The 18,130-nt window shown below is 69.9% G+C and carries 10 protein-coding genes; 4 read left to right on the top strand and 6 right to left on the bottom strand.

Annotated features, from left to right (window positions below; all coding sequences use genetic code 11):
* Positions 1 to 17: 17 nt before the first annotated feature.
* Genes ACK8HH_RS06005 through prpD form a run of 4 tightly spaced genes read right to left on the bottom strand, consistent with a single transcriptional unit; the run spans position 18 to position 7,009 of the window.
* Positions 18 to 3,410, bottom strand: a complete 3,393-nt coding sequence (locus ACK8HH_RS06005; protein WP_412475622.1) for a pyruvate carboxylase — start codon at positions 3,408 to 3,410, stop codon at positions 18 to 20.
* A complete protein-coding gene (locus ACK8HH_RS06000) occupies positions 3,407 to 4,579 on the bottom strand; it encodes a bifunctional 2-methylcitrate synthase/citrate synthase (protein WP_260868412.1) in 1,173 nt (390 codons plus the stop codon). Before ACK8HH_RS06000 ends, ACK8HH_RS06005 begins: the two co-directional genes overlap by 4 nt.
* Positions 4,576 to 5,505 carry a methylisocitrate lyase gene (gene prpB, locus ACK8HH_RS05995; RefSeq protein WP_412475621.1) on the bottom strand — a complete coding sequence of 310 codons (930 nt, stop codon included), beginning with the start codon at positions 5,503 to 5,505 and terminating at the stop codon, positions 4,576 to 4,578. The genes ACK8HH_RS06000 and prpB overlap by 4 nt, the downstream gene beginning before the upstream one ends.
* A 1-nt stretch (position 5,506) precedes the next feature.
* Complete coding sequence (gene prpD, locus ACK8HH_RS05990) at positions 5,507 to 7,009, bottom strand: 2-methylcitrate dehydratase PrpD (protein WP_412475620.1); 1,503 nt, start codon at positions 7,007 to 7,009, stop codon at positions 5,507 to 5,509.
* A gap of 118 nt (positions 7,010 to 7,127) precedes the next feature.
* Between prpD and ACK8HH_RS05985 the strand changes: the two genes are divergently transcribed.
* Positions 7,128 to 8,534 (top strand): short-chain fatty acyl-CoA regulator family protein, encoded by a 1,407-nt coding sequence (locus tag ACK8HH_RS05985; RefSeq protein ID WP_006896495.1) that lies wholly within the window; start codon positions 7,128 to 7,130, stop codon positions 8,532 to 8,534.
* Positions 8,535 to 8,589: 55 nt separating this feature from the next.
* On the opposite strand, the gene ACK8HH_RS05980 is transcribed toward ACK8HH_RS05985, so the two are convergent.
* Positions 8,590 to 10,758, bottom strand: coding sequence for an MMPL family transporter (locus tag ACK8HH_RS05980; RefSeq protein WP_412475619.1), 2,169 nt, complete (start codon positions 10,756 to 10,758; stop codon positions 8,590 to 8,592).
* A 98-nt stretch (positions 10,759 to 10,856) separates the two neighbouring features.
* Here ACK8HH_RS05980 and ACK8HH_RS05975 point away from each other — a divergent pair, with 98 nt between their 5' ends.
* On the top strand, positions 10,857 to 11,117 hold the full coding sequence (locus ACK8HH_RS05975) for a metal-sensitive transcriptional regulator (RefSeq protein WP_006896497.1): 261 nt from the start codon (positions 10,857 to 10,859) through the stop codon (positions 11,115 to 11,117).
* A gap of 7 nt (positions 11,118 to 11,124) precedes the next feature.
* Here the strand turns inward: ACK8HH_RS05975 and ACK8HH_RS05970 are convergent, their stop codons facing one another.
* Positions 11,125 to 12,792, bottom strand: coding sequence for a PucR family transcriptional regulator (locus ACK8HH_RS05970; RefSeq protein WP_062367539.1), 1,668 nt, complete (start codon positions 12,790 to 12,792; stop codon positions 11,125 to 11,127).
* A 105-nt stretch (positions 12,793 to 12,897) separates the two neighbouring features.
* On the opposite strand from ACK8HH_RS05970, the gene ACK8HH_RS05965 reads away from it, so the two are divergent.
* The gene (locus tag ACK8HH_RS05965) at positions 12,898 to 16,428 is read left to right on the top strand and encodes a bifunctional proline dehydrogenase/L-glutamate gamma-semialdehyde dehydrogenase (protein ID WP_062367538.1); all 3,531 of its coding nucleotides are present in this window, start codon (positions 12,898 to 12,900) and stop codon (positions 16,426 to 16,428) included.
* A gap of 147 nt (positions 16,429 to 16,575) precedes the next feature.
* Entirely contained in the window at positions 16,576 to 18,126 is a 1,551-nt protein-coding gene (gene putP, locus ACK8HH_RS05960; protein ID WP_006896500.1) for a sodium/proline symporter PutP, read from the top strand.
* Positions 18,127 to 18,130: the final 4 nt, after the last annotated feature.

The raw sequence follows: 18,130 nt of genomic DNA, 5'->3' as shown, positions 1-18,130 counted from the left end.
CGGCGTCCCGAGGGCGGCTAACCGATCACCGCGAGCAGGTCGCCGGGCGCCACCTCGGCGACCGCGTCGACGGCGACCCGCTCGACCACCCCGCCGACGGGCGCGGTGATGGAGGCCTCCATCTTCATCGCCTCGATCGTCGCCACGGTCGATCCCGCGGTCACGCTGTCGCCCTCGGCCACGGTGACAGTGACGACGCCGGCGAAAGGCGCACCGATCTGGCGCGGATCACTGCGGTCGGCGCGTTCGGCGACAGCTGCCGACGGCTCCACCGACCGGTCCTGGGCCGGCACCGGCCGCAGTGTCCCGTTCACCGTGAACAACACGGTGCGGCGGCCGAGGTCGTCGGGTTCGCCGACCGCTTCGAGACCGACGAGCATCTCGGTGCCGGGACCCAGCCGGACGCGATGCTCCTCGCCGGGCCGCAGACCGTAGAAGAACTCCGTCGCCGACAGCCGCGAGGTGTCGCCGAACGTCGCCCGATGGTCGCCGAACTCGGCCGCCGGACCGGGGAACAGCAGCCGGTCCAGAACCCGCCGCCTGCGCGGCCCGGATCGGGTGAGCGCCTCGCGATCGTCGGCCGCGAGGGCGGCGGTCGGCGGCGTGTGGGTCCGGCCCGCGAGGACCTGCGTGCGCAACGGTTCCGGCCAACCGCCGGCGGGCTCTCCGAGATCGCCGGCGAGGAAGCCGATCACCGAGTCGGGGACATCGTGCGATGCGGGGTCGGCGGCGAACTCGGCAGCGGTGATCTGCTGCGCCACCAGCGACAGGGCGAGATCGCCGACCACCTTCGACGACGGCGTCACCTTGATCGGCCGCCGCAACAGTGCGTCGGCGTCGGCGTAGGCCCGTTCCACCTCCTCGAAGCGGTGGCCGACGCCGAGGGAGATGGCCTGCTGCCGCAGATTCGACAGCTGTCCCCCGGGGATCTCGTGTTCGTAGACGCGTCCGGTCGCGGCTCCCACCCCGGACTCGAACGGCGCGTACACGCGGCGCACCGCCTCCCAGTAGGGCTCCAGGGAGCACACGCTGCGAAGATCCAGCCCGGTGTCGTGTTCGCCGTTCTCCAGCGCCGCCACCACCGCGGAGAGCGATGGCTGACTGGTGGTGCCCGACAGCGGAGCGCTGGCGGCGTCGACCGCGTCTGCTCCCGCGGCGATCGCCGCGAGATAGGTGGCGACCTGACCGCCCGCGGTGTCGTGGGTGTGGACGTGGATCGGGATGTCGAACTCCCGGCGCAACGCGCCGACCAGGGCGGTCGCGGCACGCGGACGAAGCAGACCGGCCATGTCCTTGATCGCGAGCACGTGGGCGCCGGCGTCGACCACCTGCTCGGCCAGACGCACGTAGTAGTCGAGGGTGTACAGATCTTCACTCGGATCCGACAGGTCGCCGCTGTAGCTCAACGCCACCTCGGCCACCGCCGTCCCCGTCTCGCGTACCGCGTCGATGGCGGGCCGCATGGCTTCGACGCTGTTGAGCGCATCGAAGATCCGGAACACGTCGATGCCCGTGGCCGCCGCCTCCGCGACGAAGCCGCGGCACACGTCGTCCGGATACCGGGTGTAGCCCACGGTGTTGGCACCGCGGAGCAGCATCTGCAGGCAGACGTTCGGCAACCCCTCCCGGAGTCGTTCGAGCCGCTCCCAGGGATCTTCCTTCAGGAAGCGGAGCGCTACGTCGTAGGTGGCACCGCCCCAGCACTCCACCGACCACAGCTGCGGGGTCAGTGCCGCCACGTACGGTGCGACGGCGTCGAGGGCGCTGGTGCGCAGCCGGGTGGCGAGCAGCGACTGATGGGCGTCGCGGAAGGTGGTGTCGGTGATCGCGACGGCGGACTGAGTCCGCAGCGACTCGGCGAACCGGTCCGGCCCCAGACTCAGCAGACGCTGCCGTGAGCCCGCGGGCGGCCGCGCCAGCAGGCTCGCCGGGACGGCGGGCAGTTTGGAGGTGGGACGGACGGTCGACGGCGCCTCACCGTGCGGCCGGTTCACCGTCACGTCGGCCAGATACGCCAGCAGCTTGCCGACGTCGTCGCCCGGTGCGTGCCCGGTGAGCAGTTCCGGGTGGTCGTCGATGAACGAGGTGGTGGTCCCGCCCGCGAGGAAGTCGTCGTTCTCCAGGACCGCGCGGAGGAACCCGATGTTGGTGGTGACGCCGCGGATCGAGAACTCGGCCAGCGCCCGCCGGGCCCGCGCGGCCGCGGTCGCGAAATCGCGGCCCCGGCAGGTGAGTTTGACGAGCATCGAGTCGAAGTGGCCGGTCACCTCGCTGCCCAGAGCGGCGGCGCCGTCGAGCCGGACCCCCGCCCCGCCGGGCGCGCGGTAGTCGCGGACGCGGCCGGTCTGCGGCCGGAAGCCGTCGGCGGGATCCTCGGTGGTGATGCGGCATTGCAGCGCCGCACCGCGGACGGTGATCGCGTCCTGGTGCAGCCCCATCCCGGCGAGCGAGGCACCGCCGGCGATCTGCAGCTGGGCCGACACCAGATCCACCTCGACCACCTCTTCGGTGATCGTGTGCTCCACCTGAATCCGCGGGTTCATCTCGATGAAGTAGTGCCGGCCGCGTTCGTCGAGCAGGAACTCGACGGTGCCCGCACAGGTGTACCCGATATGCCGAGCGAAGGCGACGGCGTCGCGGCAGATGCGGTTGCGCACCTGGGGGTCCAGGCCCACGGCGGGCGCGATCTCGATGACCTTCTGATGCCGCCGCTGCAGGCTGCAGTCCCGCTCGTACAGGTGCACCACGTCACCGCCGGCGTCGGCCAGGATCTGTACCTCGATGTGTCGCGGTCGCACCACCGCCTGCTCCAGGAACACCGTGGGATCGCCGAATGCCGCATGGGCTTCCCGGCCCGCCGCCGTCACCGCATCGGCGAGATCCTCGATCCGTTCCACCCTTCGCATCCCGCGGCCCCCGCCGCCGGCCACCGCCTTGACGAATACCGGGAACGTCAGCTCGGCCGCCGCCGCTACCAGCTCGTCGGGGTCGGATGACGGCGCCGACCCGGCGAGCACGGCCAGGCCCGCCTCGCGGGCGGCCTGAACCGAGCGCTTCTTGTCGCCGGTGAGGTCGAGCACCGCGGCCGACGGTCCGACGAAGACGAGTCCGTTCTCGTCGCACGCGCGGGCCAGTCCGGCGTTCTCCGAGAGGAAGCCGTAGCCCGGGTACACCGCGTCGGCCCCCGATCTCAGCGCCGCCCCGATCACCTCGTCGACTGACAGATAGGCCTTGACCGGGTGGCCGGGCGTGCCGATCTGATACGACTCGTCGGCCTTGAATCGGTGGATGCCGCCGCGGTCCTCGTGCGGGAACACGGCCACCGTTCCGAGGCCGAGGTCGCGGGCCGCACGGAAGGCCCGGACCGCGATCTCGCCTCGGTTGGCGACCAGGATCTTCGAGATGCTCACGCCGGAACGGACCTCTGCTGCGGGCCCGAGTACGCGGACAGCGGACGGATCAGGGCGTTCGACTCGGTCTGCTCGATGATGTGGGCCGTCCACCCGGTGATGCGGCTCATCACGAACAGCGGCGTGAACATCGGGATGTCGAAACCCATGAGGAAGTACGCCGGTCCGGTCGGGAAGTCGAGGTTCGGCCGGATCCCGGTCCGCGAGACCATCTCCTCTTCGAGCTCGGCGTAGACGGCGAGCCATCTGGATTGACCGAGGTGTTCGGAGACCTCCCGCAGCGCGCGGTACATGGTGGGCACCCGGGAGTCTCCCCGCTTGTAGACGCGATGGCCGAAACCCATCACCTTCTCTCCGGCGGACAGCTTCGCGTCGAGCCAGGCGCGCGCCCGCTCGGGGCGGTCGATCTCGATCATGTCGTGCATCACGGCCTCGTTGGCGCCGCCGTGCAGCGGTCCCTTCAACGCGCCGATCGCCGCGGTCACCGCGCTGTAGATGTCCGATCCGGTCGAGGTCACGACGCGGGCAGCGAAGGTGGAGGCGTTGAAGCTGTGTTCGGCGTAGAGCACCATCGACTTCTCGAAGGCCCGGACGACCACCGGATCGGGCACCTCTCCGAAGCACATGTTCAGAAAGTTCTCCGCGTAGCCGAGCCCGTGGTGCGGGGCGATCGGGTCCAGCCCCCTCCTGCGTCGCAGGTCGGCGGCGACGATGGTGGGCAGCACCGCGAACATCCGCTGAGCCTTGTCGAGCAGTGACGCGGGCGCGGCGACGTCCTCGTCGGGGTCCTCGGTGCCGAGATAGCTGATCATCGTCCGGACCACGTCCATCGGGTGGCAGGTCTCGGGAGTGCGGGCCAGCACCGCCTGTGCCGATCGGTCCAGACGCCGGGCGGCGCGCTCGCGCTGGGTGAACTGTTGCAGCTGGTGATCCCCCGGCAGCTCGCCGTACCAGAGCAGGTACGCGACCTGCTCCATCGAGCACTTCTCCGCGAGTTCCTGCACCGGATAGCCGCGATAGGTGAGCGAGTTGGTCTCCGGGACCACTTTCGAGATCGCGGTGGTGTCCACGACGACGCCGGCCAATCCCTTGTATATGGCGTCGGTGTATATGGCGTCGGTCCCGCTCGTCCGTGCGGCCGCGGACTGCGCGGTGGGTGTGTCTGTCATGTCTGATCCCCCGGTCGGGTGTAGGTGAACAGCTGATCGTCGAAGGTGTTGTAGTCGGCGTATCGAAGCAGCTCGTAGAGGCGGGCCCGGTGCTGCATCCGCTCGAGCAGGCCCCGCTGCGTACCGGTCTCGGAGAGTTCGCCGAGACCGGCCTCGACGGCGCCCATCGCGATACGCAGTGTGGTGACCGGATAGATCACCGCGTTGTAGCCGAGATCCCGGAGTTGCTGGGCGGTGAGCAGTTCCGACTTGCCGAACTCGGTCATGTTCGCCAGCAGCGGCGCATCGATCGCCGCGCGGAAACGCTCGAACTCGGCCGCGGTGGCCAGGGCCTCGGTGAAGATGAGGTCGGCTCCGGCGTCGACGTACGCCTTCGCCCGGTCGATCGCCGCGTCGAGACCCTCGACGCCCCGGGCGTCGGTACGGGCGCACACGATGAAGTTCTCGTCCCGACGCGCACCGACCGCGGCTCCCAGCCGGCGCAGCATGTCGTCGACCGGGACCACTTCCTTGCCGTCGAGGTGTCCGCAGCGCTTGGGGTTCACCTGGTCCTCGAAGTGACAACCGGCCAGCCCGGCGTCCTCGAGTGTCGCGACGGTCCGGGCCGCGCTCATCGGCTCGCCGAACCCGGTGTCGGCGTCGATGAGCGTCGGCAGGTCGGTGGCTCGCGCGATCGCTCCGCCGCGCGCGGCGACCTCGGTGAGGGTGGTGAGGCCGATGTCGGGCAGCCCCAGATCGGCGGCCAGCGCGGCGCCCGAGACGTACACGCCCTCGAATCCGGCGTCGGCCACCATCGTGGCCACCAACGGTGAGAACGCGCCCGGCCAGCGCTGGAGTTCGCCGGAGTTCAGGGCGTCGCGCAGGCCGCGCCGCTTGTCGGCGTCGCTACGGCCGGAGGAGAAGACGCTTCCGGAAGTGGCGGTCATCTCAGAGGATTCCCTTCCCGGTCTCGGGCGTGGACGCCAGCACGTCCGGCAGGACGCGGACGTTGAGGGTGTCGAGACCGCCGGCGGGCAGGTCCGCGAGGCCGGTCGCCGCAGCAGTGAAGCGCTCCTGCTCGGCGGGGTCGATCACGCCCTGCGCCATGCGCGCGAACTTCGCCAGATACTGGTCGCGGGCGAATGGACGGGCGCCGAGCGGGTGGGCGTCGGCGACGGCCAGTTCGTCCTCGATCACCTCGCCGCTTGCGAGGGTGATGACCGCGCGCGCACCGAAGGCCTTCTCGTTCGGGTCGGTGGAGTGGTAGCGGCGCGTCCACTCCGGGTCCTCGACGGTGGAGATCTTGCGCCACAGTTCCACCGTGTCCGGGCGGGCGGCGCGCTCGGGCGCGTACGAGCGTTCGTGGTCCCATTCACCGTCCTGGAGCGCGACGGCGAAGATGTACATGACCGAGTGATCGAGCGTCTCACGGCTCGCGGTCGGGTCGAACTTCTGCGGGTCGTTCGACCCGGTGCCGATCACGTAGTGGGTGTGGTGGCTGGTGTGCAGCACGATCGACGCGATCTGCGAGGGGTCGCCGACCCGGTCGCGCATCCGCCGGGCCAGGTCGATCGGCGCCTGGCTCTGGTACTCGGCCGAGTGCTCCTTGGTGTAGCTGTCGAGGATGGCCCGCTTGGCCTCACCCGGCGCAGGCAGGGGCACCGTGTAGCGCGCCTCGGGCCCACCGAGCATCCAGGCGATCACACCGTCTTCGCCCTCCCAGATCGGCGACGGCGCCCCCTCGCCGCGCATCGCCCGGTCGACTGCCTCGACCGCGATCTTGCCCGCATGGGCCGGGGCGTACGCCTTCCAACTGGAGATGAGTCCCTTGCGGGACTGCCGCGTGGCGGTGGTCAGGTGCAGGGCCTGGCCGACGGCCTGGTAGATCGTCGGCACATCGAGCCGCAGCATGGTGCCGAGACCGGCCGCGACCGACGGACCGAGGTGCGCGACGTGGTCGATCTTGTGCTCGTGCAGGCACATGCCCTTCACGAGATCGATCTGGATCTCGTACGCGGTGGCCAGTCCGCGGATCAGATCGGCGCCGTCGGCGCCCACTCGCTGCCCCACCGCCACCAGGGCGGGGATGTTGTCGCCGGGGTGCGAGTACTCGGCGGCCAGGAAGGTGTCGTGGAAGTCCAGCTCACGCACCGCGACGCCGTTGGCCCAGGCCGCCCACTCCGGTGCGTACGAGCCGTCGACGCCGAAGACCGTGGAGCCGCCGGCGACCGGCCTGGTCTGCGCCTGCCTGCGCGCGCTCACGACCGGTCGCCGCACCACCGACGCGGCGCTCACGGCCGCGTTGTCGATGATGCGGTTGACGATCATCTCGGCGGTCTCGTCGGGCACACCGACGGGGTCGGCGGCCACCTGAGCGATCTTGTACGCGAGATGCTCGCTCAACGGAAACTCTTCGGCGCTGCGGCGGGTGCGGACTTCGTGATTGATCATGTTCGCACCGTACGCAGGCGCTCTCGTCTCGCGAAAGGCCTGGCAAATGCGTATTTCTGCGGATCTTTCAGGACTATGTTGCGAATCTTGCGGATACCGTGCCGGATACAGTTGGCGCATGGCCAAGACCTATGTGGGCGGCCGGCTCCGCCGGCTGCGCGAGGAGCTCGGGCTGTCGCAGGCGGCGCTCGCCCGGCGGCTGGACCTGTCCACCACGTACGTCAATCAGCTCGAGAACGACCAACGCCCGATCACCGTCCCGGTGCTGCTCACCATCACCTCCGCGTTCGACCTCGCGCCGGACTTCTTCTCCGCGTCCGGCGACGCCCGCCTCGCCGCCGACCTGGCCGACGCGATCCTCGAGCAGGGAGAGAAGGTGAGCCGGACCGAGGTGGCTGAGATGGTGGCGCGCATGCCGCAGATCGGCCGCGCCCTGGTCGGCATGCACCGTCGGCTGGCGGCGGCGACCGCCGAGCTGGAGACGCTCCGAGCGCGGACCGGTGACGGCTCCACCGAACCCCACATCACCCCGTTCGAGCAGGTCCGCGACTATTTCTACGACCGCCGCAACTACATCGCCGAGCTCGACCTGGCCGCCGAGCGACTCTTCGCCGACGCCGGCCTGTCCGTCGGCGGGCTGGATCTGCAGCTGGCCGACCTGTTGGAACACCGGTTCGGCGTCCGCGTCACGATCGCGCCCGCCGAGCGCGGCACCGGACCCAAGCGCGTATTCGACGAGGAGTCGGCGACGGTGACGCTCGCGCGGCGACTGTCGGCGGGCCAGCGCGCCTTCCAACTCGCCACGCAGCTCGCACTGCTCTCGCAACGCCCGCAGATCGATCGGCTGGTGGCCTCCGCGGACAGCCTCGACGACGCCTCGATACCCGTGGCGCGCGTGGGCCTCGCGAACTACTTCGCAGGTGCGCTGGTTCTCCCCTACGGCGAATTCGCCGCTGCCGCACGTGAACTCCGCTACGACGTCGACCTCTTGAGTCGGCGGTTCGAGGTCGGCTTCGAGACCGTCTGCCACCGCCTGTCCACCCTGCAACGCCCCGGCGACCGCGGAGTTCCGTTCATCTTCGTCCGTGTCGACAAGGCCGGGAACATCTCCAAGCGTCAGTCGGCGACCGCGTTCCACTTCTCCCGGGTGGGCGGCAGCTGTCCGCTGTGGGTGGTCCACGACGCCTTCGCCACGCCCGGCCGGGTGCGGACCCAGGTGTCGCAGATGCCGGACGGCCGCAGCTACTTCTGGCTGGCGCGGACCATCGACTCGCATTCGGGCGGCCACCTCGCGACGCCGTCCGACTTCGCGATCGGCCTGGGCTGCGATCTCGCGCACGCCGACGAACTGATCTATTCGACCGGAGTCGACCTCGCCGAGGACCGCACGATGGTGCCGATCGGCGCCGGCTGCAAGGTGTGTCCGCGGCCGGACTGCTCGCAGCGCGCCTTCCCGATGCTGGGCCGCGGCATCCACATCGACGAACGGATCAGCGACTCGATCCCGTACCGCCGGTCGGAGTGAACCGGGGCGGTACGGGACCGCAGCCGTGCGGATCGACCGATGTCGGTGGAGTCGATCAGTCGTGAGCGAAGCTCACGGTCGGGAGCACCTTCCGCAGCCAGGCCGGCGTCCACCAGGCCGCCCGTCCGGTCAGCCGCAGCAGCACCGGCAGCAGCACCAGCCGGATCAGGAAGGCGTCCAGCAGCACCGCGACGCCGAGGATCACTCCCATCTCCTTGGGAGGCAGCGGTCCGGACAGGGCGAAGGTGAAGAACACCGCCACCATGACTCCGCCCGCGGCGAAGATCACCCGCCCCGAGTGCGCCACCGCGCCCACCATCGCCGACCTCGCATCGCCGTCACGTTCCCAGTGCTCCTTGGCGGAGGCGAGCAGGAACACCGTGTAGTCCATCGCGATGGCGAAGATCATCGCGAAGAAGAACACCGGCGCCCAGGCGTCCAGGAAGCCCTGCGACTCGAAGCCGAACAGTCCGGCACCGAGTCCGTCCTGGAACACCAACCGCGCCACGCCGAACGCCGCCGCGGTCGAGAGGAGACTGACCAGCGTTCCGAGGAAGGAGATGAGCGGCGCCGCCAGCGCGAACAGCAGTAGCAGGAATCCGAGCGTCAAGACCACCGCGATCACCACCGGAGTGCTCCGGTCGAGTTGCGCCTTCAGGTCCAGATTCTCTACGGCGGCACCGCCCACGAGCACCCCGGCGGGCAGGCCGGCGCGCAACCGGTCGACGGTCTGCGCCAGTTCCGGGTCCGACGGATCGACGGTCGGCACGGCCTGGATCATCCGGTAGTCGACGCCGTCGGACGGTGCGGCCGGCGGGGTCGCGGCCGCGATTCCCGGATCGTCCGCCAGCACCGTGCGCGCCTCGTCGGCGACCGCCGCGGGTGCGATGACGGTCAGCATGCCCGGCGCTCCCGGACCGAAAGCCTCCTGCACGCGGTGGTAGCCGACGCGGGCACTGGCGTCTTCCGGGAGCACCTTGATCGACGGCATGGCGGTGGTCAGGCCCACCAGCGGGATCGCCAGGACCACCAGGATCGCCAGGGCCGCCGCTCCCCACCGCAGCGGGTGCCGCCACAGTCGTTGCGCCCACGCCTCGAACCGCGGCGAACGGTGTTCGCCCGCCTTGACCCACGGCAGCGGCAGTTTGTCGATGCGGTGATCGAGCTTCGAGAGCACCAGTGGCAACAGGGTGAGGGTGGCCGCGAGGATGAACACGACCGAGATCATGATCCCGCCCGCCATCGACCGGAACGACGGTGACGGCACCAGCATCACGGCGGACAGCGACACCAGCACGGTCGCGCCCGAGAGCAGGACCGCCTTGCCCGCCGTATCCATGGTCTGAGCGATCGCGGCCCGCATCGGCAGTCGCTGTCCCATCCGTGCCGCCCGGAACCGGACGACGAGGAACAGCGCGTAGTCGATGCCCAGGGCGAGGGAGAACATCATCGCGAAGTTCATCGCCCAGATCGACACCGGGACAACGGCGTTCACCAGCACCAGAACTCCCGCCGACGCGACGAGACCGGCGATCGTCAGCAGCAGCGGCAGCCCGGCGGCGACGAGCGCACCGAACGCCACCACCAGGATGAAGAGCGTCACCGGGAATGAGATCATCTCGGAGGTCAGCATCGCCTCGAGGTTGGCCTTGTTGAAATCCGACCACATCACCGACGCACCCGTGGGCGCCACCTGAACGCCGTCGCGTGAGAGGGCCTCGAGTGGCGGCGACAGATCGGTCGCCGCGCGCACCATCTCGTTGGTGTCCGCGCCCGCACCGCCGATCACGATCGCCGTCCGGCCGTCGGCGGAGAGGGTGGCCCCCGGCGTCGGCTCGATCACCTGGCTGATCCGTCCGTCGGCGCGCAGGATGTCGCCAACAGCGGCGATCACCTCCGGCCCATCACCCTCGGTGAGGGACCGCTGGCCCGTCACGACCACCTGGATGGCCGACGACGCGTTCCCGCCGAAGTGCGCGACCGCTAGATCGCGGGCCGCGACCGAGTCGGACCCCTGTGCCTGCCAGCCGGCGCCGGAGAGACTCTTCTCCACCGACGGTGCGAAGACGCCGAGCCCGATGACGATCAGGATCCACGCCGCCGCGACCAAGCGGCCGTGGGCACTCACCCAGACGCCGAGCCGACCGAGCGGCCCGGGCCGCGGCTCCACCGCGCCCACGGACGCGGCGGACGCCCGCGTCGGTTCCAGTTCTTCACTTCTCATGTCATTCGTCCTCCTCCATATCCCCCTGGGGGGTTAGTGGGAGACCGTACATCCCCCCAGGGGGTTATGCAATAATCGAGGCGACGAGAGGAGTCGACATGCAACTACCCGACGAGAAGCTCAAACCGGTGCTCACGCGGCTGCGACGCGCCCATGGCCATCTGGCGACCGTGATCCGCATGCTCGAAGAGGGTGCCGAATGCGAGGATGCCCTGACCCAGCTCGCCGCGGTCGACAAGGCGCTGGCGCGCAGCGGCTACGCCCTGGTCTCCACGGGCCTGATCCACTGCATCAGCACCGAGGGCCCGGACAGCGTCGATCAGGCCAAGATGGAGAAGCTGTTCCTGTCGTTCGCCTGAGAGCGGATCAGCGACGGACGGCGGTGCGGAGCAGCGCGAGCTGGATGGTGGTGAGGAGCCGGTCGTCCCGGTCCTCCAGGCGCAGGCCCGAGAGCTGCTGGGCCCGCTCGATCCGATAGCGCAGGGTGTTCGCGTGCACGCCCACCGCGGCGGCCGCATCGCGCACGTTGCCGTGCGCGTCGAGATAGGCCTGGACGGTCGCCACCAGGTCGGCGGAGTGCTTGCGGTCGTAGTCCGCCAGCGCGGCCACCCGCGGGTCCAGGAGGTCCTCGCGCGCGGCGACCACGTCGAGGATCTCGCCGAGCAGAACCGCGGTCCGTGATTCGGCCAGACTCGTCACCCGCGCTGCACCCGGAGCCGATGCGGTGGCCGTGAGCACCCGGTCCACTTCGGCCCGCCCGGCAGGAACGTCGGCCAGCCCGGCGAGCGGGCTGACCACCGCGGCGTGCAGCACCGCGCCCGCCAGGGCCGCGTCCCCGTCGAACTTCGTGACGAGTCCGCCGACCCAACGCATGATCGCGGCCGTGTTGACCGCCGGCAGCAGCAGGTACGCGCGACCGTCGAGCACCGTGGTGACGGCCGCGGCGGCGAAGGCGCTGGCGTGCAGCCGGAGTGCACCGCCGACTGCGGCCATCGCGTCCTCGTAGACGGCCTGGTCGCCGCCGGTGGGCGCGATCCCGATCACCGCGACGGCCTCGTCCACCGGCCACCGCAGGTACGCGCCCGCCGACGAGACGTCGATGCCCCCGTGCGCACCGAACAGACGCTGCACCAACTGGCCCTCCGTGGACGGCGCACGCATCTCCCGGGTCAGGATGCGCGCGGCGATGGCGGCGGCCCCGCGCATCACGTCGGCGGAGTCGTCGGCCAGCGGTCGGGCACCCTCCTGCACCCAGATGGAGCCGAGATGCCTGCCGGATCGGGCGTGGACGCCGACGACGAGGCGGCGGCGCATGGCCTGTTCCGGATGCTCGGGCACGTCGACCACCTCGCCGCCGCGGCGGATCGCGTCGAACACACCCCAGCGACGAAGCAGATCCAAGTACGCGGGCGGCCCGGCCCGACCGAGGATCGTCTGCACCCGCAGGTCGTCGGCCTCGCCCTTCGACGGCGAGTACGCGAGGACCCGCGCACTGGTCGCGTCCTCGATGGACACCAGTCCCCCGGTACCGTTCGCGACCAGCGCCACCAGACCGAAGAGATCGACGTCGACGGGCGGCGTCAGGTCCGCGGGGTCATCGTCCCGGACCCGGTCCAGACATCCCTGCACCGTCGTCAGCACCCGGTCCCACCGCGCCCGGGCATCGACCACCACCACGGCCACCCCCGCCCGCGCGGCGACCTCTGCCAACCCGGACGGATTCGCCTTGGTGAAGACCACACGCGGCCCCTCGACGGGCCTCCCCTCCGTGTGGCGCCCTCGCATCCACTCGAGGACCGCGCCGGTGCCGAGTCCCACCAGAAGCACCGCGTCCGTCGGCGCATCGAGACCGCCGGCCAGATCGTCGGCATCGATCATCGACACCGAGGTGATCCGCCGTTCCGGATCGGCGTCGGCGAGGACGTGTGCCACGGCGGTGTCGAGGGCCGAGACGACGTCTCGGAGGAGCACCGACGGATGCGTCGCCGACACCTCGTCGCTCGTCGCTCCGGAATCCTCGTCACCAGTGGTCATGGCAGTAGAGTCTGTCAGGTCAGCTGGAGAATCGTACAAGAAACCACGTGATCGTTCGTAGTATTGTCCGACGACCGCCGCGGCCCGCCGACGTGTACTGGCATCATGACCACCGCACACGCCGCCGACCCGATTCCGGCGCCCACCGAAGTGTTCACCGAACTGAACGAGCTCGCCGACTCCTCCGAGAAACTCGTCACCGACTGGCTGCGCGCCGCCGCGGCGGCGCAGACCGAGCCGCATGCGTCCGCTCGCCGTCTCGCCTCGGTCCTGTCTGATCCGCGCGGGCTCGACTTCACCGTCGGTTTCGTCGACCGGGTGATCGGCACCGAGGACCAGAAGGCGGCCGCCCAGGCGCTCGCCGAACTCGCGGCGAGCACCCCGGCCACGCTGGGCGCCTGGGACCGCTTGCAGATCAAGGCCGGCGGCGTCCTGGCCGAGAGGCTGCCCGGGGTGGTCATCCCCGCCGCGCGCGCACGGATGCGTTCGATGGTCGGGCACATGATCGTCGACGCCCGTGAGCGGCCCTTCCGCCGGGCGGTCGCCAAGCTCCGCGAGAGCGGCCATCGGCTCAACATCAACCCGCTGGGCGAGGCCGTGCTCGGTGACGCCGAGGCCGACAACCATCTCGCGGACGCGCGGGCATTGCTGCGGCGCGATGACGTCGACTACGTCTCGATCAAGGTCTCCTCCGTCGCCTCCCAGATCTCGATGTGGGCGTTCGAGGAGACGGCGCAGTACATCATCGACCGACTGACGCCGATGTATCTCCAGGCCGCCGCCGCGCCCGCGGGCACCAAGTTCATCAACCTCGACATGGAGGAATACCGCGATCTGGAACTCACCATCGAGGTGTTCACCCGGCTCCTGAGCCTCCCCGAACTCAAGCACTTCGAAGCGGGGATCGTGCTGCAGGCCTACCTGCCGGACGCACTCGGCGCGATGCAGCGCCTGTCGGACTTCGCCGCCGCCCGGGTGGCGGCCGGCGGCGCAGGGATCAAGGTCCGGCTGGTCAAGGGCGCCAACCTCGCCATGGAGTCGGTGCACGCCGAGGTGGCCGGATGGCCCCAGGTGACCTGCTCGTCGAAGACCGCGACCGATGCCAACTACAAACTCGTGCTGCACTGGCTGCTCAACAGGGATCACATGCGGGGCCTGCGCGTCGGTGTGGCCGGGCACAATCTGTTCGACATCGCCTTCGCCCATCTGCTGGCCGATCGCCGCGGTGTGTCCGACCGCGTCGAGTTCGAGATGCTGCAGGGCATGGCGACCGAGCAGGCCGACGTCCTCAGCGCCGACGTCGGCCGGCTGCTGCTGTACGTGCCGACGGTGAAACCGAAGGAATTCGACGTCGCGATCTCGTACCTGGTACGCCGTCTCGAGGAGAACGCCGCGCCCGAGAACTTCATGTCGGGAATCTTCGACCTCGCGCCCGGAAGTGCGATCTATCACCGGGAGTCGGGGCGGTTCCGCGATGCGCTCGCCGAACTCGGCCGCATCCTCACCACCGACGGCTACGCGCCTCCCCTGCCGAACGACCGGCAGGACCGGACACTCGACCAGTCCGCTGAGACGGCCCTCGATCCGGCACTGCCGCTTCCGGCCTTCGCGAACGAACCGGACACCAACGCCGCCCTGCCCGCCAATCAGCGATGGGCGCGCGACGCGCTCGCCACCGCGACACCGCAGTGGCTCGCCTCCCAGCCCGTTCCCGACGCGATCGCCGAGGACGAGGTGGACGCGCTGGTCGAGCGCGCCCGGTCGGCCGCCGCACAGTGGAGCGCACGCCCGGCCGCCGACCGCGCAGCGATCCTCTACCGCACCGCGGACATCCTCTCCCGCCGGCGCGGACACCTCGTCTCACTGGCCGCGGCCGAGGCGGGCAAGACCGTCGCCCAGTCCGATCCCGAGATCTCCGAAGCCATCGACTTCGCCCGCTACTACGCGCATCGAGCACTGGAACTGGACGAGGTCGCCGCGGCCGCCTTCACTCCGGACCGGGTGATCGTGGTGACACCGCCGTGGAACTTCCCGATCGCGATCCCCGCGGGCGGCACCTTCGCCGCCCTGGCCGCCGGCGCAGCGGTGATCCACAAGCCGTCGAAGCCGACACCGCACTGCTCGATGGCCATTCTCGAAGCCCTCTGGGAGGCAGGTGTTCCGCGCGAGGCGTGCCAGGGAGTGTTTCCCGACGAGGGCCCGGCCGGGCGACGATTGATCAGTCATCCCGACGTCGACCGCGTCGTGCTCACCGGTGCCTCCGAGACCGCGGCCCTGTTCGCGTCCTGGCGTCCGGACCTGCGGATCAACGCCGAGACCTCCGGTAAGAACGCGCTGATCATCACCCCGTCCGCCGATCGCGACCTCGCCATCGCCGATCTGGTCCACAGCGCTTTCGGCCACGCGGGCCAGAAGTGCTCGGCGGCGTCGCTGGCGATCCTCGTCGGCAGCACGTACTCCTCGGAGCGGTTCCGCCGTCAGTTGGTGGACGCGGCCGCCTCACTCGTCGTCGACTGGCCCACCAACCTCTCGGCCACCGTCGGACCGCTCACCGAGGATCCGAGCGATAAGCTGCTGCGGGCCCTGACCACCCTCGAGCCGGGCGAACGCTGGCTCCTGAAGCCGCGGCGGATCGACGACCGACTGTGGTCACCGGGAATCAAGGACGGTGTGGCGCCCGGAACGTTCTTCCACCGCACCGAGTGCTTCGGACCGGTTCTCGGACTGATGCGCGCCGAGACGCTCGACGAGGCCATCGAGTTGCAGAATGCCACCGACTTCGGACTCACCGCGGGTCTGCACTCCCTCGAGCCGCGCGAGGTCCGCTCGTGGATCGACCGCGTCGAGGCGGGAAACGTCTACGTCAATCGCGGCATCACCGGCGCGATCGTCCGCAGGCAGCCCTTCGGCGGGTGGAAGCGGTCGTCGGTGGGTCTGGGTTCCAAGGCGGGCGGTCCCAATTACCTGATGCTCATGGGATCGTGGGCCGACCGCGACTGCCTGCCCGACGCCGCACCGGCCGCGCTCGCCGAGGTCGGCGCCTTCATCGACTCGGTCTCGCCGGTGCTCACCGCCGGCGAGACGGCATGGCTGCGAGCGGCGGTGAGCGACGACGACACCGCGTGGGCCGCCGAGTTCGGGACGCCGCGCGACGAGACGGGCCTGGCCGGCGAGGCGAACATCTTCCGCTATCGCCCCGCGGCGGTGGCGCTGCGGGTGACGGCGGAGTCGACGCCCGCCAAGGTGGCACGACTGCTGGCGGCCGCGCACCGGAGCGGTGCGCGCGTGGTGGCGGCACCGGCGCCGGACATCGGCGACGATCTGCGCGCGGTGCTCGACGCCGCGGCGGCGCTGGGCGTGCCGGTCGATCCCGCCCGCGACGACCGGGCCTTCGTCGACCGGATCGGACGGGCCGGCATCGCCCGTGTCCGCCTGGATTCTCCGGCGACACCGGCACTGCGCGATCTCACCCTCGGACGGCCCGAACTCGCGGTGCTCGACGACACCGTCACCGCGTCCGGACGCGTCGAACTGCGGTACTGGCTCGCCGAGCAGTCGGTCTCGATGACCCTGCATCGATTCGGGAACCTCGACCGCGCCTTCGTCGAATTGGCCGAAGACCTCAAGTCTTCATAGATCGCCACAATGTGGGGACGTGCATCTTGTACGTCCCCACATGCTTTGCCGGGCCGGTCACCGGGAAGAATCGTCGTGAGCGGGAGACCTGTGTCACATTTGACGCGTGTGTTGCTTCCGGCTGAACCCACCTCTAGGAGATGACCTATGACCGTCGCGCCCGACGAGAAGACCATCCAGCTGGTCGCGGTCGCGCTGTACTTCGCAGCCATGCTCGGCATCGGCTGGTACGCGTACCGCCGCACGCGGAACAGTCTGGACGATTACATGCTCGCCGGCCGCGGCCTCAAGCCGTGGGTCGCCGCACTCAGCGCGGGTGCGTCGGACATGTCGGGTTGGCTGCTGATGGGCCTGCCGGGCGCGATGTATCTCTCCGGCCTCTCGGCGTCCTGGATCATGATCGGCCTGCTGATCGGCGCGTGGACCAACTGGAAGCTGGTCGCGCCGCGACTGCGCGCATACACGCAGGTGGCAGGTGACTCGATCACGATTCCGAGCTTCTTCGAATCGCGATTGCACGACGACTCGCGCATCCTCCGGATCACCTGCGGCGTCATCATCCTGGTGTTCTTCACGTTCTACGTCTCCAGCGGCATGGTCGCCTCCGGCAAGTTCTTCGACAGCTCCTTCGGGGTCGACTACACCGCGGGCATGCTGATCGTCGCCGGCATCACCATGCTGTACACGCTGTTCGGCGGGTTCCTCGGCGCGTCGCTCACCGACGTGGCGCAGGGGCTGCTGGTGGTGGTCGCGCTTCTGGCGGTTCCGATCATCGGCATCATCGACCTGGGCGGCGTCGGCGCCACCATCGACGGAGTGAACGCCGCCATGGACAACGGTCTGAGCTTCTTCGCCGGGACCACCGTCATCGGCATCATCTCGGCGGCCGCGTGGGGCCTGGGCTACTTCGGGCAGCCGCACATCATCGTGCGTTTCATGGCGCTGCGGTCCCCGTCCGAGGCCGGTGTCGCCCGCCGAATCGGCATCGGCTGGATGCTGCTGTGCGCGCTCGGCGCCGTCGGCACCGCACTGGTCGGCATCGCCTACTTCGCCGAGCACACCGCGCAGGCCCCGAAGGACGCCGAGACCGTGTTCCTGTCGCTGTCGCAGCTGCTGTTCCACCCCTTCATCGCGGGCCTGGTGCTGGCCGCCGTGCTCGCGGCCATCATGTCCACCATCTCCTCCCAGCTCGTCGTCTGCTCGTCGGCTCTGGTGGAGGATCTGTACAAGCTGGTCGCCGAGAAGACCGGCAGGGGCCGTGAACTCACCGACAAGACCTACGTCATGCTCGGCCGTCTCGGCGTTCTGACGATCGCGGTGATCGCCGCGCTGCTGGCGATCTCGCCGTCGAACAGCATCCTGGATCTGGTCGCCTTCGCCTGGGCGGGCTTCGGGTCGGCCTTCGGCCCGGCGGTGATCCTCTGCCTGTACTGGCGCCGGGTCAGCACCGTCGGAGTCCTGTCGGGCATCGTCGCGGGCGCGGTCGTCGCCTACGTGTGGGGTCAGACCTCGCTGAGCGAGGACCTCTACGAGATCATCCCGGGCTTCGCCGCCAGCCTGATCGTCACCGTGGTCGTCAGCCTGCTGACCTTCCGCGCGGACCCGGAGATCGATGCCGAGTTCACCCGCGCGGTGGAGCTGAGCCGGTCCAAGGAGCCGTTCACTCATCAGACGGACGACGTCCTCGCCGACGTCTGACCCG

The organism is Gordonia sp. LUNF6 (assembly GCF_047041125.1).
GTDB lineage: Bacteria > Actinomycetota > Actinomycetes > Mycobacteriales > Mycobacteriaceae > Gordonia > Gordonia sihwensis.
The sequence above is the reverse complement of the archived record's forward strand: the minus strand, read 5'-3'. Positions and strand labels throughout refer to the sequence as shown.

Coding starts and splice junctions, on each gene's coding strand:
- ACK8HH_RS06000 (WP_260868412.1), bottom strand. CDS start 4,579: ATGACAGACACACCCACCGCGCAGTCCGCGGCCGCACGGACGAGCGGG.
- prpB (WP_412475621.1), bottom strand. CDS start 5,505: ATGACCGCCACTTCCGGAAGCGTCTTCTCCTCCGGCCGTAGCGACGCC.
- prpD (WP_412475620.1), bottom strand. CDS start 7,009: ATGATCAATCACGAAGTCCGCACCCGCCGCAGCGCCGAAGAGTTTCCG.
- ACK8HH_RS05985 (WP_006896495.1), top strand. CDS start 7,128: ATGGCCAAGACCTATGTGGGCGGCCGGCTCCGCCGGCTGCGCGAGGAG.
- ACK8HH_RS05980 (WP_412475619.1), bottom strand. CDS start 10,758: ATGAGAAGTGAAGAACTGGAACCGACGCGGGCGTCCGCCGCGTCCGTG.
- ACK8HH_RS05975 (WP_006896497.1), top strand. CDS start 10,857: ATGCAACTACCCGACGAGAAGCTCAAACCGGTGCTCACGCGGCTGCGA.
- ACK8HH_RS05970 (WP_062367539.1), bottom strand. CDS start 12,792: ATGACCACTGGTGACGAGGATTCCGGAGCGACGAGCGACGAGGTGTCG.
- ACK8HH_RS05965 (WP_062367538.1), top strand. CDS start 12,898: ATGACCACCGCACACGCCGCCGACCCGATTCCGGCGCCCACCGAAGTG.
- putP (WP_006896500.1), top strand. CDS start 16,576: ATGACCGTCGCGCCCGACGAGAAGACCATCCAGCTGGTCGCGGTCGCG.